Below are 14,900 nucleotides of genomic sequence, written 5' to 3' on the forward strand. Positions count from 1 at the left end.
CTACCTCGCAAGCCAGGCGTTGGCGAACTCCAGGCCCCAGCCGTCATAGCCCTGCACCTTCGGGTTGTAGGCCACGTAGGACCTCGCGTTGTAGAGCGTCAGCGTGGGCAGGTTCTCCGAGGTGAACTCCTGGATCTTGTCGATCGCCTGCTTCTGCTCCTCCGGGGTCTGGGCCGCGTTGTACGCGGTCAGCAGCGGGGCGAGCTTGTCCCTCGGGTAGCCCATGTTGTCCATGCCCTGGACGTTGTCGCTGTAGGACGGGACGGGCGGGTTGGCGTCGTCCATCAGCGCGAGCACGTCCCAGCTGTTCGGCTGGTTGTTCTTGCGCCCGATCAGGGTCGCGAAGTCGTAGCTCTCGACTGTCGCGTTGATCCCGATCTTCTTGAGGGAGTCCTGGATGATGACCAGGGCGTCCTTGAACTGCGGGAACTCGTCCGTGGTGATCATGCGGATGGTCTGGCCGGGACGCAGGCCTGCGGCGGCGAAAAGCTGCTTGGCCTTCTCCGGGTCGTGCTGGTCCCACTTGGCCTTGCCGGCCTCGGAGTACATGGCCTTGTTGGTCTGGGTGGCGAAGGCGCCGTTGCTCGGCAGGGTCAGGTCGGGGACGCCCTGCGACTCCATGATCGCCTTCTTGTCGACGAGCAGGTTCATCGCGTCCCTGGCCTCCGGCTTGGAGAAGATCGAGCCGGAGTTGTGGTTGAGGGCGACGTACTGGATGTTCGCCGCGCCCTCGACCCCGATCTTGAGGTTGGGGTTCTGCTTGATCTGGTCGTACTGGTCGTACGACGGCTCGGAGATGTCGAGCAGGCCGGTCTGCAGGCTGTTGAAGGCGGCGTCGCGGTCGGCGATCACCTTGTAGGTGATGGTGTCCAGGTAGGCACCCTTCGCTCCAGCGTACCCGCTGGACTCACCGGTCGGCGGCTTGTACTTGTCGTTGCGCTCCAGGACGATCTCCTGGCCCGCGGTCCAGGACTTCAGCTTGTACGGCCCGGTGCCGATCGCGTGGTCCTGGGGGATTCCGGTCGCTCCCGCGGCGGCCACGTCGGCGGCCCTGCGGATGCCGCTTCCGTGACTGGCCGCCATGAGGGCGACGAGGTTGAAGGGGGCCTTGAGGGAGAACAGCACGGTGTTCTCGTCGGGAGCGGTGATCTCCTTGAGCACCGGCTTGAGCGATCCGGCGTAGCTGCCCTTCTCCACCCAGTAGCGCATCGAGGCCACCACGTCCGCCGAGGTCAGCGGCGAGCCGTCGGAGAACTGGACCCCCTTGCGCAGCGTGAAGGTGTAAGACAGGCCGTCATCGCCCTTCTTGTAAGATTCGGCCAGCACGGGCTGGGGCTGGTAGTTGGCATCGATGGCGACCAGAGACTCGAAGATCTCGTGCCCCAGATAGCTGGTTCCGGCGTTGCTGTTCTGCACCGTGTCCAGCGATCCAGGGTCCTGGGCGAGGCGGACGGTCAGGTTGCCGCCTCGCGCGGGCTGGCCCGCGTCGCTCTGTGCAGCCGGGGTGGCCGGGGTGGATGGGGACTTTGTGGCAGTGCCGCAAGCCGAGAGCAACAGCCCTGCTGTGACAAGGGCGATGATCTTGGGCTTACGACGTTGTCCGGTGCGATCCATTGCGGCTCCTCGCGCCTGTTTCCGCGGGTCGGTGGCGGAGAACGTAACCCGGCCCGCCCGTCCAAGATAGGCGTCAGTGTCGGCTTTTATGTCACTCATACGAAATCGCCCTGCTCCGGGCCGTGAGTGTGGACAGACGCCGTTCCCGATCGGCACACTGTGCCCACAGCCTTGTTAAGCGGCAGCTTTGAGGTGCAGAATCCCCGACCCGAGGTCAGGATGGCCGACGGAAAGGATGACACCCATGTCACTACTCGAGATAGACCGCCTCTCGGTCGGAGTGCTCTCCGACGAGGTGACCACCGATTTGGTCCACGAACTCAGTCTCAGCCTTGATTCCGGACAGACCCTGTGCGTCGTCGGCGAGTCCGGCAGCGGCAAGACCGTCACCGTGCTGTCCATCATCCGCCTGCTTGAGTTCGTCGCCCCTGTGAAGACCACCGGCGCGGTCCGGCTCGACGACGTCGATCTCACCTCCCTGAACCCGGCGCAGATGCGGTCCTTCCGCGGCCGCCGGATCGGAATGGTGTTCCAGGAGGCGCTTGACTCGCTCAATCCGGCGCAGCGGATCGGCGTGCAGCTCGGCGAGGCCTACTGGCCCGCGGACGCCGCCTCGCGGCGTGGTGATCTTCGTGCGCAGGGGCAGGCCAGGGCACTTGAGCTGCTGCGGGAGGTGGGGTTCTCCGATCCGGAAAGAGTGGCGAATCTTTACCCGCACCAGCTCTCCGGTGGCATGCAGCAGCGCGTGATGATCGCTATGGCGCTGATGTCCAGCCCCGACCTCCTGCTGGCCGACGAGCCCACGACCGCGTTGGACGTGACCACCCAGGCCGAGATCCTGCGCCTGTTCCGCAAGGTGCAGCAGGAACACCAGATGGCGTGTGTGTTCATCACCCACGACATGGGCGTCGCGGCGGAGATCGCCGACCGGATCGCGGTGATGTACGCGGGCCGCCTCGTCGAGGTCGGACCCGCCGCCGAGGTGCTCAGCTCGCCCCGCCACCGCTACACGCGGGCCCTGGTCGAGTGCGTGCCGCAGGTGGGGGTGCGCCACACCCAGGGCATGCCGTCCATCGTCGGCTCCGTCCCCGAGGCGGGCGCCAAACTCCCCGGCTGCCGGTTCGCCCCGAGGTGCTCGCACGCCGAGAACCGCTGTCGCTCCGAGGAGCCACCGCTGGCCCTCGTCACCGTCCCGGTGGAGGAGATCAAGCGTCTGGATCGTTCCGAAGCGGCCGAGGTGGAGCGACCGGCGGAGGTCGCCTGCTGGAACCCGGGCGACGGTCCGGTCACCGTGCTCTCACCCGTCCCGACGGCCACCGAGGCCACGGACGAGGCGCAGGGCGAACCGCTCCTGGTGATCGACGACGTGCGCAGGGAGTTCGTCACCCGCAGCGGGCGCTCCAGCGGCCTGCTGAAGCTGCGCCGCCGTGAGCGGATGGCCGCGGTCGACGGGGTCAGCCTGAGCATCAGGCCGGGCGAGTTCTTCGGCCTGGTCGGCGAGTCCGGCAGCGGCAAGACGACGCTCGGGCAGATCGTCTCGGCCCTCGACCACCCGACCGAGGGCACGATCACCGTGGACGGCCAGCGGCACACCTCACGTGGCCTCGAAGGCGACGTGCGGGCGTTCCGCCGTACCGTGCAGCTCGTCTTCCAGGACCCGCAGAGCTCCCTGGACCCGCGCCACAGCGTGGGCAGGATCATCGCCGAGCCGCTGCGCGAGCTGACCGACATGCGTGGCGCCGACCTGCGCCGCAGGGTCGAGCGCCTGATCGACGAGGTCGGCCTGCCCAAGGCGATCATCGACAAGCTCCCCGGACAGATCTCCGGCGGACAGCGCCAGCGGGTCGCCATCGCGCGCGCCCTCGCCCCGGAACCGCGGCTGATCGTGGCCGACGAGCCCACCTCCGCGCTCGACGTCTCGGTGCAGGGTCAGGTGATGAACCTCCTGCTCGACCTGCGGCGCGAGCACAACCTGAGTTACCTGTTCATCACCCACAACCTGAGCCTCATCCTCTCGGTCGCCGACCGGGTCGGGGTGATGAAGAACGGCAAGCTGATCGAGGTCGCCACCCCCGAGAAGCTCGCCGCGGAGCCGCAGCACGACTACACCCGCACCCTGCTGGCGGCCAATCCGGGTATAACCCCATCCCCGTCCTCCCCGGCGTTGCCGGAACCCGAGGGCACCGCTAGTTCGCGTCAGTGACACTGGGAGCCGCCATGCCGTCCGTGTCGTCAGCCACGGTCTCTCCCGTCTCGTTCCCCACCCACAGTTTCGACGACCCCCGCATCGGTGACGGACCCCCCGGCTTCGCCATCGGGTCCTTCGCCGATCTGGCCCCCTGGTCGTACGCCCCCTACCCCCACCGGCACGAGTTCTACGAGCTGGTGTGCGTGACCCAGGGCTCGGGCACCCACGTGATCGACTTCGTGCCCTACCAGGTCGCCCCGGTCACGCTGTACTTCGTCGCCCCGGGTCAGGTGCAGTTCTGGGAGGGCCACACCCCCCTTGAGGGCTTCATCGTCACCTTCGTCGAGGAGTTCCTGGTCCCCCAGTACGGGGACCGGGTCTCCCCGCGTCAGTCCCTGGCGCTCGACCCGCTCGGCACAGGGCACGCCCTGCACCTGGCGGCCGACGAGGTCGAGCCCGTCACCGGGCTGCTGTCCGCCCTGGCCAGGGAGTACCGGCGCCCGGGCGGGGCCGACGTCTCGGTGCTCCAGGCGTACCTGCACATCCTGCTGGTCGAGATGCGCAGGTTCAGCCGGGGCGCCGACGTCCGTACCGTCGAGGAGGACAGCGGCACCGCGCTGGCCCGCCGCTACCTGCGGCTGGTGAGCGAGGAGCTGCCGTACGAGCAGAGTGTCAGCGGCTACGCCAGCCGGATCGGGGTGACCCCCAAGCACCTGGCGGACGTGGTCAAGCGCACCACGGGCAAGCGGCCCGCGGAGATCATCCGCGCCGCGCTGACCGTCGAGGCCAAGCGGCTGCTCAGGCACACCGACCTGACCGTCGCCCAGGTTTCCCAGCGGCTGCTGTTCGACAACCCGTCGTACTTCGGCCGCTTCTTCAAGCGGGAGACCGGGACGAGCCCCGGAGAGTTCCGCAGGCGGGCCGGAGCGGCGGATTACCTCCGTTCAGTGACACGGCCGCCGACCTGACGAGCTATTTGTGCCGCGACCTGCTGCCTAGCGTTAAGTCATGGAATCCTCCGTTGTGGGCATTAGGGCGCGGTTCGCCGAACGCCGCGTCGAGCAGCTACGTTCGTTGATCACCGAGGACCTGGTGACCGCCTGGATCCACGATCCCGAGGCGGTCCACCGGGAGCCGACGAGCCTGCTGGCGAACTTCCTCGGCCAGCGGCCCGCGACCGAGCGTCTGTCCGTCTACGAACAGACCCGGCGCGAGATCTGGCGGCTGGTCCGCCCTCCGGCGCGGCGCGGCGAGACCTACCGGCTCGCCGACCGCCGGGAGTTCACCAGCCTCGACGAGGCACGTGAGGCGGGTCTGCGGCGCGAGCTGTTCGACGTGTTCGGCTGGGGCGAGGCCTCCCAGGACGCGATCGACGGGCCGGAGCTGCGGCACGAGGGACCGGTTCTGCTCGGCTACGCCGACCGGGTGAGCGCGGCCCCCGGCGACCGGGTCACGTTCATGGTCAGCGCCGAGCAGGTCGGCGAGTACACCACGGAACTGGTCAGGCTGCGGCACACCGACGACAACCCGGAGAGCCCCGGCGTCAGGATCGAGCAGGTGCCCGACGCCTGGCAGGGAAGTCACCCCGGCCAGGAGCAGAAGGTACGGCTCGGCTCGCACATCGCCGTCCGCGACCCCCACGGCGCGACCACGGGCACGGACGGTTTCACCGTCGCTGCCTACATCTACCCGACCTGCGTGACAGGCGGCCCGCAGGTCGTGGTGTCGCGCTGGGACCGGGGTCCGCGCGGATACGCGCTCGGCCTGGACGAGACCGGGCGGCTGACCCTCTGGCTCGGTGACGGCTCGGCCGAGAGCGCGGTCCACGCCGACGCCCCGCTTCCCCTGCACCGCTGGTACGGCGTCGCCGCCTCCTACGACCCCGCGACGGGCCGTGCCACCCTGGTCGCCAGGCCCCTGGTGACCAGCGTGAACAGCCGGGTGAGCCCGATCGTGGTCGACGACAGGCCGCAGGTGACCGAGCAGGACGTCGCGGGCTTCGCCCCGGCCGAGCACGGGGACCTGCTGTTCGCGGCGCGCACTCCCGAGGACGACCACTACAACGGCAAGATCGAACGGCCCGGCTTCTGGCCGTACCCGCTGCCCAGGGCGGGCCTGGTGGTCGCGGCCTCCGACGACCACGACGCCCCGCTGCTCTGGTCGTTCGAGCCCGGCGAGACCGCGGCCTCGCTGGTCGTGCCGTGCCTGGGCCGCCCCGGCCTGGACGGCAGGCTGGTGAACCTCCCGGTGCGCGGTGTGACAGGACGCCACTTCACCGGGCGGGTCGAGCACTACGCCGCCGACCCGCGTGGATACGCGGCGATCCACTTCCACGACGACTCGCTCGCCGACGCCGGATGGGCGCCGAGCCACGAGTTCACCGTCCCCGACGACCTGCCGAGCGGCGTGTACGCCCTGCGGGTCGCCGCGACCGACGGCTCCTGCGAGCGGGGCATCCCGTTCGTGGTGCGCCCGCGCGCCGGAACCGCCACCGGCAGGCTCGCCCTGCTCCTGCCGACCGCGACCTACCTGGCCTACTCCAACGAGCGCGGCCTCGGTCACGTGCCGGTCGTCCCCGACGGCACGGTCTTCCTCGAACACCGCTACGACCTGGGGCACTCGGCCTACGCGCGGTACACCGACGGCAGCGGCGTGAGCTACATCTCCTGGCGCCGCCCGATCCTCACCCTGGCGCCGGGCTTCCGCGTCCACCTGTCGCCGTTCATGCTGGCCTCCGACCTGTACTTCCTGGACTGGCTCACGGAGCTCGGCTACTCCTTCGACGTCATCACCGACCACGACCTGCACGCCGACGGCGTGGACCTGCTGCGTCCCTACGCCGGGGTGATCAGCGGCAGCCACCCGGAGTACGCCTCCGAGCAGATGATCGACGCCATCGAGACCTACGTGGACGGCGGCGGCAACTTCGCCTACCTCGGCGGCAACGGCTACTACTGGGTGGTCTCCTTCCACCCCGAGCTGCCGCACGTGATGGAGCTGCGCCGCGGTGAGAACGGCACCAGGAGCTGGCAGGCCCAGACAGGCGAGCACCACCACGCCACCACCGGCGAGCGCGGCGGCCTGTGGCTGAACCGCAGCCGTCCGCCGCAGAAGGTGTTCGGCGTCGGCTTCAGCGCCCAGGGCAGCGGCCCCTCCGGCCGCTACCGGATCGGCCCCGACGCCGTGCCCGAGGACCTCAAGCACCTGCTCGACGGCGTGCCCGAGGTGTTCGGCGACTCCGGTCTGGACGGCGGCGGCTCGGCCGGTGGCGAGATCGACCGTTACGACCTCACGCTGGGCAGCCCGCCCGAGGCGGTCGTGCTGGCCACCTCGGAGGGACTGCTCGACGGCTACCAGTTCGCCGTCGAGGAGCTGAGTGGCACCCACCCGGGCCACGGCGGCTCCGAGGACCCCGAGGTCCGCTCCGACATCGTCTACTTCCACACCCGTGGAGGCGGTTCCGTGTTCGCCACGGGCTCCATCTCCTACAGCGGTGGGCTGTCCGCCCACGGCTATGACAACGGGATCTCCAGGATCACCCGCAACGTTCTCGACCACTGGCTGGGTAAGAAGAATGATTGAGTCGCTCTCGGTCGACCGGATGGTCGCCATTCCGATGCGGGACGGCACCGTCCTGCGCGCCGACATCTACCGTCCGGTCGGGCAGCGCTGCCCCGCCCTGATCTTCCGCACGCCGTACGACCGCACAGGTCTCGGCATGTACGGCACGCTCGCGCTGCGGGCGGCGTCCAGCGGGTTCGCCGTCGTGATGCAGGACACCCGGGGCCGGGGAGCCTCGGGGGGCCGGTTCACGCCGTTCGTCTTCGAACGCGAGGACGGCTACGACTCGATCGACTGGGTCGCGTCCCAGTCCTGGTGCGACGGCAACGTGGGCATGTTCGGCGGCTCCTACGACGGGGTGACCCAGTGGCAGGCCGCCATGTCCGGGCACCCGGCGCTCAAGGCCATCGCCCCGAACGTCACGGCCTCCAGCTACCACCACGGCTGGGTCTACCGGGGTGGCGCGTTCCAGCTCAGCTTCAGCCTGGGCTGGACGCTCTCGCTCGCCGCGCACAACGCCGCCCGTGACGCCTCGGTCTCCAACGAGGTGCGCGGGGCGCTGACCGACGCCCTGGACGACCTGCAGGACACGGTGCTGACGCTGCCCCTGGACAAGCACCCCTACCTCGACGGGGTCGCGCCGTACTACCGGGAGTGGCTGGAGCACCCCACCTACGACGAGTTCTGGGAGCGGCTCGACGTCTCCCGCGCCTACCCCGAGATCAGCGTGGCCGCCTTCAACATGGGCGGCTGGTACGACACCTTCCTCGGCGGCACCCTGGCGAACTTCGCGGGCATGCGGGCCGAGGGTCCCGAGGCGGCACGCGACCGGCAGCGCCTGCTCGTCGGGCCGTGGCCGCACGAGGGCCTGTTCAGCGGCAACCCGGTCGGCTCGTGGAACTTCGGCGCGCGCTCCACCGGAGGCGCCCTCGACGTGGACGGCCAGCAGATCCGCTGGTTCGACAGGTGGCTGCGCGACGGCGGCGACTCGGCGGGGGAGGAGCCGCCGGTGCTGCTGTACGCCATGGGAGCCAGCCAGTGGCGGGTCGCCGACTCCTGGCCGCTGCCGGGAACCGACTACCAGGACTGGTACCTGCACAGCGGCGGCCGGGCCAACACGCTGAACGGCGACGGAGTCCTGTCCAGGGACAGGCCCGGCGACGGGCAGCCGCCGGACAGCTACGTCTACAACCCGCGCAACCCGGTCCCCACGCTGGGCGGCTCGCTGTGCTGCAGCCCGGTGCACACCAAGGGCGGCGTCTACGACCAGCGTCCGATCGAGGCGCGCGAGGACGTGCTCGTCTACACCAGCGAGCCGCTCTCCGAGCCGCTGGACGTCACCGGCCCGATCAGCGTGGTGCTGCACGCCAGCACCTCGGCGCTGGACACCGACTGGACCGCCAAGCTGGTCGACGTCGGCCCGTGCGGCTACGCCCGCAACGTCTCCGACGGCATCGTGCGCGCCAGCCACCGCGAACCGAAGGCCGGGCTGCAGCCGGTCGTCCCCGGCGAGGTCGTGGAGTATCACCTCGACCTCGGCGCGACCAGCAACGTCTTCCAGCCTGGTCACCGCATCCGGATCGAGGTCTCCAGCAGCAACTTCCCGCACTTCGACCGCAACCCCAACACCGGTGAGCTGCCCGGCAGGTCAACCGAGATGATCAGCGCGTTGCAGAACATCCACCACGCGGGCGCCCACCTCTCCCGTGTCGTGCTGCCGGTCGTCAGCCCGGAGGCGACGCGCCCCTACCAGACGGAGCACTGATGTCCATCAACGAATTCCGTGAGCTGGGCCGTACCGGACTGCGGATCAGCTCGGTCGGCTTCGGAAGCTGGGTCACCGGCGGCCCGGGGCTGATGGGCTGGGGCTCGCAGTCCGACGAGGACTCGGTCGCCGCCATCCACCGCGCCGTCGAGGGCGGCGTGAACTGGATCGACACCGCCGCGGTGTACGGCTTCGGCCACTCGGAGACGGTAGTCGGCCGCGCCGTGGCCGCGCTGCCCGCCGCCGACCGGCCGCTGCTGTTCACCAAGTGCGGCCTGGTCTGGGACGAGAACGGCGTGGAGAGCCAGAACCTCACGCCGGAGTCGATCCGGCGCGAGTGCGAGGACTCGCTGCGCCGCCTGGGCGTCGACTACGTGGATCTGTACCAGATCCACGCCCCCGACCCGCAGGGCCCGCCGATCGAGGAGTCCTGGGGCACCGTGCTCGAACTGGTGAAGGAGGGCAAGGTCCGGCACGCCGGGGTGTCCAACTTCGACGTCGAGCTGCTGGACCGGTGCGAGGCGGTCGGTCCCGTCGAGACCCTCCAGCCGCCGCTGTCACTGATCAAACGGGAGTCGGCGGCCGACGTGATCCCGTGGTGCGCCGAGCACGGCGCGGGTGTGCTCGTCTACAGCCCGATGGCGGCCGGGCTGCTGACCGGCACGTTCACCGCCGAGCGGGCCGCCTCGCTGCCGTCCGACGACTGGCGCTCGCGTGACGACGAGTACCGGGAGCCCGCCCTGTCCCGCAACCTGGCGCTCCAGGAGGCCCTGCGGCCGATCGCGGAGCGCCACGGGGTTCCGGTCGGCGCGGTCGCGGCGGCCTGGACGACGACCGTGCCGGGGGTGACGGCGGCGATCGTCGGCGCCCGTACCCCGGGGCAGGTGGACGGCTGGCTGCCCGCCGGATCGCTCAGCCTCACCGCCGAGGACCTGGCGGAGCTGGCGGCGGCCCTGCGGGAGACGGGCGCGGGCCGCGGCCCGATCCCGTCGGTCTAGGTATGAGCCAGTGTGGGCCGGGTGGAACCTCCGCACCGGCCCACACTTATGTGACATTTCACGAAAAATCATGAAATAGGTAAGGGCCGGGCGGAGGGTTTCCGCCCGGCCCTTACCTGTACGAACGGCGTGGGCCGGGTGGAGTCGCTCCACCCGGCCCACGCCGCCCCCGCCGATCAGGTGTGGCGAGGAACGTTCTCGTCCGAGGCGTAGTCCGGGTTGAGCGACAGCGCGATGAACGTGAACGGGCGGTTCACGTAGTTGAACCCGAGCGGGCAGTGCCGGGTGCCCGCGGGGATGAACACCGAACCGGTCGTGGTGACCGTGTGCCGTTCACCCTCGATGTCGAGATACAGTTCCGCGCCGAGGTCGTGGATGTTGTCCGGGTCGTTCCCCATCCAGATGAGCACCTCGTCGTAGGTGTGCTCATGGTCGTTGACCCAGTGCACCTGCTCCGTCGTGGGGTTGATCCAGCTGTAGGCCATGTGGACCGTGCTGAGGTCGACGTCGATGGCGCGCATCAGCCCGAAGGGGTCGCCGATGTTCGCCGGACGCTCGCCGCCCGCTGCGGCACCCTCGTTCACCAGGTCGTCGGCGCAGTCCCGCATGTGATGGACGAACAGGTGATCGTACTTGCCCATGCCTCTCCTCGCTCCTTCACGTCAAGCGGTCGTTTCCGCACTTGAATGGTGCTTCTCGGGGCATAGGTGGAAAAAGACACTTATGACAGCGCTCATGTCACTGAACCTGTCATCCCCCCGGCACTCCGCCCGTCAGAGCCACGCCGTACGGCACGGCATGATCGTCAACAGGGCGTGGAGCCGCTGGTCAGGGCGTTGAGAGGCCGCGCGGGCGCGGTTGTGGCCGGGATCGGAGCCTGTCCCTGGACGGCCGTCGGCCCCTGTGATCTGTCACTGTTTGCCCGTTTCTGGCAGGCGATGGGAACGCCTCAGCACGACGCCCTCCCGGAGGCTTCGGAAGCCTCCGGGAGGGCGTCGTAGGCACGCTTGAGAACGGTGTGCCGGAGGGAGGCACACCGGTGCGCGTGCACGCCACCGGTCGCGGGCTAGGAAGCCCGGCGGTTGGTCGTCGTCGTGGCCGGTTGAGCCTCGGGGGGCCCGGCCGCGCGTTGCGGTGGCACCACCGGGGTCGGCCGGACCAGGCCAAGGGCGACCACCTCGTTGGCCAGCCTGGTGCGGCGGTTGGTGCCCTCGGGTATCCGGAACTTCTGGTACAGCCGCAGCAGATGTTGTTTGACCGCGGCCTCCGTCACCACCAGGTCGTCGGCGATCTCCCGCGCGGTCGCGGGAGCGACGAACGCCTCGTCGGAGAGGGCTGGACGGCACAGTGACGTCAGCACGTCCACCTCCCGACGGGTCAGCTCGGGCGCCGCGGCGCGGCGCAGCTCGACCTCTGGAGCGAAGTCCTCACGTGGGACCCCGCCTATCCTGCCCCGCGCGGCTCCGAAGGAGACGACGTCGCCGTCGTCGAGCACCCTCCTCGCTATCGGCCTTCCGTTCACCCGTGTGCCGTTGCGGGACAGGCCCAGATCAACGACATACAGGTAGGGACCGCGCCGGACGAATTCCGCGTGCAGCCGGGAAACACTTGGATCGTTGAGCCGGATGTCTACTCCCCGGCCACGCCCGATCGTCGTGATCTCGGGGCGCAACGGGACAACCTCGCCTGTGTCCTCGATGCGTATGAACGGCCCCTCCACGGCAGTTCCTCCCCAGGTAGCCCGCCGTAACTATTCCTACAGCTGCGGCTTACCCAAACGAGGGGATGGGGAATCGCCTTTGCCGTAAGGAGAATCCCGCGTGAAATTGGCCTTGACCTCTTGGGAAGGTTTGTCCTGCTCACGGGTAGACTTCGCTGGGAGAAAAGCGGGAGGAAACAGTCATGGCGGACAAGCCCACAAAAGGTCTCGCCGATGTCGTGGCCGCGTCCACAGCGCTCAGCGACATCGACGGCCAGGCAGGTCGTCTCTTCTACCGTGGTTACGACATCCACGATCTCGCGGGCCGTACGACCTTCGAGGAGACCGCGCACCTGCTCCAGCACGGCAGCCTCCCGACCAGGCAGCAGCTCGCCGACTACGGCGCCGAGCTCGTCGGGGGACGCGCGCTCGGCGCGCTCGCCGAGGCGAACATCCCGGAGATAGCCGAGAAGCAGGCCCCCATGGAGGCCCTGCGCACGCTGGTCTCGCTGGCCTCCGGCGACGATCAGGACAAGGACTCCAACAGCCCCGAGGCCAACCTGCGCAAGGCGGCCAGGCTCACCGCGCAGCAGCCGATCCTGGTGGCCCGCTACCACGCGGCCAGGACGGGCACCGAGATCCCCGAGCCCGACCCCGAACTGAGCGTGGCCGCGAACTTCCTGCTCCAGATCACCGGGCGCGTCCCCGACCAGCACGCCGTCGAGGTCTTCGACACCTGCCTGGTCCTGCACGCCGACCACACCATGAACGCCTCGACCTTCGCCGCCCGCGTCTGCGCCGCGACGCTCTCCGACATGCACTCGGCCATCGTCGCGGCCATCGGCACCCTGAAGGGCCCCCTGCACGGAGGTGCGAACGAGCAGGTCATGCGGACCCTTGAGGCGCTCGACCCGGGCTCGGTGGCCCAGTCGGTGCGCGACAGGCTCGCCGCCCACGAGAAGATCATGGGCTTCGGGCACCGGGTCTACAAGACGGAGGACCCGAGGGCGACGCACCTGCGCAGGATGTCCAAGGAACTCGCCGAGGCCTCCGGGGACGACACCTACTACCGGATGTCCAAGGAGATGGAGGAGGTCGTCTTCGAGACGAAGGGCCTCTACCCGAACGTGGACTTCTACGCGGCGACCGTCTACCACTACCTCGGCATCCCGACCGACCTTTTCACTCCCGTCTTCTCGGTGAGCCGCATGTCAGGATGGACCGCACATGTGATCGAACAGCACGCGGACAACCGGCTGATCCGCCCGGACAGTGAGTACGTCGGCGAGCGCGACCAGAAGTGGAAGCCGATCGACGAGCGATGAGCCGGACACACGAGACAAGGGAAGACGGACGGACCGGCGGATGTCCGGGGACGCCGATGACGGGCCGGACGCGCACGGACGCGCGGAAACAGAAGGCCGCCGGGCACGGAGAAGAGCGGTGAACGCGGAGAACGCCGTCAGGGAACGGTGGGGACCGTACCCCCTGGTGCTGGTCGGCGCGGTCCTCGCCGTGGTCTTCGCCGTCGTGGCCGACCCCGAGTGGGGAGGCTTCGCCCTCGGCGCCGTCATGACGCTGGGCGCGCTGCTGCGCCTCGGCGGGGGAGGACGGCTCGCGGTGCGCCGCCCGGCGACCGACGCCGTCACCCTGGCGATCTTCGGCCTCGCGCTGATGGCGGGGTCGCTGCTGTTGCAGTATCCGTGGCTCATGCCGCGATACGGCAGATGACAGGGGGCGTCGCAGGCCGGTCAAACCCGTCCGATAGCCTCAACGGCCAGTGAGCCTCAAGGACTGTCTGGCCAGTGTTAGTTCAGAAGGGGAACCACACGCATGCCCAAGATCAAGGTAGAGGGCCCTGTCGTCGAGCTTGACGGCGACGAGATGACCCGGATCATCTGGCAGTTCATCAAGGACCAGCTGATCCTTCCCTACCTGGACGTCGACCTGAAGTACTACGACCTCGGGATCGAGCACCGTGACGCGACCGACGACCAGGTGACGATCGACGCCGCCAACGCGATCAAGCAGTACGGCGTCGGCGTCAAGTGCGCCACGATCACCCCCGACGAGGCCCGGGTCGAGGAGTTCGGCCTCAAGAAGATGTGGAAGTCCCCGAACGGGACGATCCGTAACATCCTCGGCGGTGTCATCTTCCGTGAGCCGATCATCATGTCCAACGTGCCGAGGCTCGTGCCCGGCTGGACCAAGCCGATCGTCGTCGGCCGTCACGCCTTCGGTGACCAGTACCGCGCCACCGACCTCAAGGTCCCCGGCGAGGGCACGCTGACCCTCACCTTCACCCCGAAGGACGGCTCCGAGCCGATCGAGCTGGACGTCTACGACTTCCCCGGCTCCGGTGTCGCCCTGGCCATGTACAACCTGGACGAGTCGATCCGCGACTTCGCGCGGGCGTCCATGCGGTACGGCCTGGCCCGCAACTACCCGGTCTACCTCTCCACGAAGAACACGATCCTCAAGGCCTACGACGGCCGGTTCAAGGACATCTTCGCCGAGGTCTACGAGACCGAGTTCAAGGCCGAGTTCGAGGCCGCGGGCATCACCTACGAGCACCGCCTCATCGACGACATGGTCGCCGCGGCGCTCAAGTGGGAGGGCGGCTACGTCTGGGCCTGCAAGAACTACGACGGTGACGTCCAGTCCGACACCGTCGCCCAGGGCTTCGGCTCGCTGGGCCTGATGACCTCCGTCCTGCTGACCCCCGACGGCCGCACCGTCGAGGCCGAGGCCGCCCACGGCACCGTGACCCGTCACTACCGTGAGCACCAGAAGGGCAACCCCACCTCCACCAACCCGATCGCCTCGATCTTCGCGTGGACCCGTGGCCTGGCCCACCGTGGCAAGCTCGACAACACCCCCGCGGTGATCGACTTCGCCGAGAAGCTGGAGCAGGTCTGCGTCGAGACCGTCGAGAGCGGCCAGATGACCAAGGACCTCGCCCTCCTGGTCGGCGGCGACGCCAAGTGGCTGACCACCCAGGACTTCCTGGCGGCCCTGGACGAGAACCTCAAGAAGAAGATGGCCTGAGAGCCGTCCTCCCACCCGGAGGGGCCG

Annotated in this window: 11 protein-coding genes; 8 read left to right on the forward strand and 3 right to left on the reverse strand. The window is 69.0% G+C overall.

Translation table 11 applies throughout. The features are described 5' to 3' along the window. Positions 1-1,614, reverse strand: a complete 1,614-nt coding sequence (locus FHS44_RS05795) for an ABC transporter substrate-binding protein (protein WP_184712801.1) — start codon at positions 1,612-1,614, stop codon at positions 1-3. 244 nt (positions 1,615-1,858) lie between these two features. On the opposite strand from FHS44_RS05795, the gene FHS44_RS05800 reads away from it, so the two are divergent. From FHS44_RS05800 to FHS44_RS05820, 5 genes are read left to right on the forward strand one after another with little or no spacing between them, the layout of a single operon-like run. After that, positions 1,859-3,817, forward strand: coding sequence for a dipeptide ABC transporter ATP-binding protein (locus FHS44_RS05800; protein ID WP_184712802.1), 1,959 nt, complete (start codon positions 1,859-1,861; stop codon positions 3,815-3,817). A 14-nt stretch (positions 3,818-3,831) separates the two neighbouring features. Further along, complete coding sequence (locus FHS44_RS05805) at positions 3,832-4,770, forward strand: AraC family transcriptional regulator (protein WP_184712803.1); 939 nt, start codon at positions 3,832-3,834, stop codon at positions 4,768-4,770. Positions 4,771-4,810: 40 nt separating this feature from the next. Continuing rightward, the gene (locus FHS44_RS05810) at positions 4,811-7,384 is read left to right on the forward strand and encodes a N,N-dimethylformamidase beta subunit family domain-containing protein (RefSeq protein ID WP_184712804.1); all 2,574 of its coding nucleotides are present in this window, start codon (positions 4,811-4,813) and stop codon (positions 7,382-7,384) included. After that, a complete protein-coding gene (locus FHS44_RS05815; RefSeq protein WP_184712805.1) occupies positions 7,377-9,128 on the forward strand; it encodes a CocE/NonD family hydrolase in 1,752 nt (583 codons plus the stop codon). The genes FHS44_RS05810 and FHS44_RS05815 overlap by 8 nt, the downstream gene beginning before the upstream one ends. Next, positions 9,128-10,126, forward strand: a complete 999-nt coding sequence (locus FHS44_RS05820) for an aldo/keto reductase (RefSeq protein WP_184712806.1) — start codon at positions 9,128-9,130, stop codon at positions 10,124-10,126. Before FHS44_RS05815 ends, FHS44_RS05820 begins: the two co-directional genes overlap by 1 nt. 176 nt (positions 10,127-10,302) lie before the next feature. Here the strand turns inward: FHS44_RS05820 and FHS44_RS05825 are convergent, their stop codons facing one another. Together FHS44_RS05825 and FHS44_RS05830 are read right to left on the reverse strand one after the other, a co-directional pair. Next, positions 10,303-10,767, reverse strand: a complete 465-nt coding sequence (locus tag FHS44_RS05825) for a hypothetical protein (protein ID WP_184712807.1) — start codon at positions 10,765-10,767, stop codon at positions 10,303-10,305. Positions 10,768-11,192: 425 nt separating this feature from the next. Next, positions 11,193-11,846, reverse strand: coding sequence for an FHA domain-containing protein (locus FHS44_RS05830; RefSeq protein ID WP_184712808.1), 654 nt, complete (start codon positions 11,844-11,846; stop codon positions 11,193-11,195). A 182-nt stretch (positions 11,847-12,028) separates the two neighbouring features. Here FHS44_RS05830 and FHS44_RS05835 point away from each other — a divergent pair, with 182 nt between their 5' ends. The 3 genes from FHS44_RS05835 to FHS44_RS05845 all read left to right on the forward strand — a co-directional run bounded on the left by FHS44_RS05835 (position 12,029) and on the right by FHS44_RS05845 (position 14,873). After that, complete coding sequence (locus tag FHS44_RS05835) at positions 12,029-13,150, forward strand: citrate/2-methylcitrate synthase (RefSeq protein WP_184712809.1); 1,122 nt, start codon at positions 12,029-12,031, stop codon at positions 13,148-13,150. Positions 13,151-13,268: 118 nt separating this feature from the next. Next, positions 13,269-13,556, forward strand: a complete 288-nt coding sequence (locus FHS44_RS05840; protein WP_184712810.1) for a DUF3017 domain-containing protein — start codon at positions 13,269-13,271, stop codon at positions 13,554-13,556. A 102-nt stretch (positions 13,557-13,658) separates the two neighbouring features. After that, positions 13,659-14,873, forward strand: a complete 1,215-nt coding sequence (locus FHS44_RS05845; protein ID WP_184712811.1) for an NADP-dependent isocitrate dehydrogenase — start codon at positions 13,659-13,661, stop codon at positions 14,871-14,873. Positions 14,874-14,900 lie beyond the last annotated feature (27 nt).

This window comes from Streptosporangium saharense (assembly GCF_014203715.1).
Classification (GTDB): Bacteria; Actinomycetota; Actinomycetes; order Streptosporangiales; family Streptosporangiaceae; genus Streptosporangium; species Streptosporangium saharense.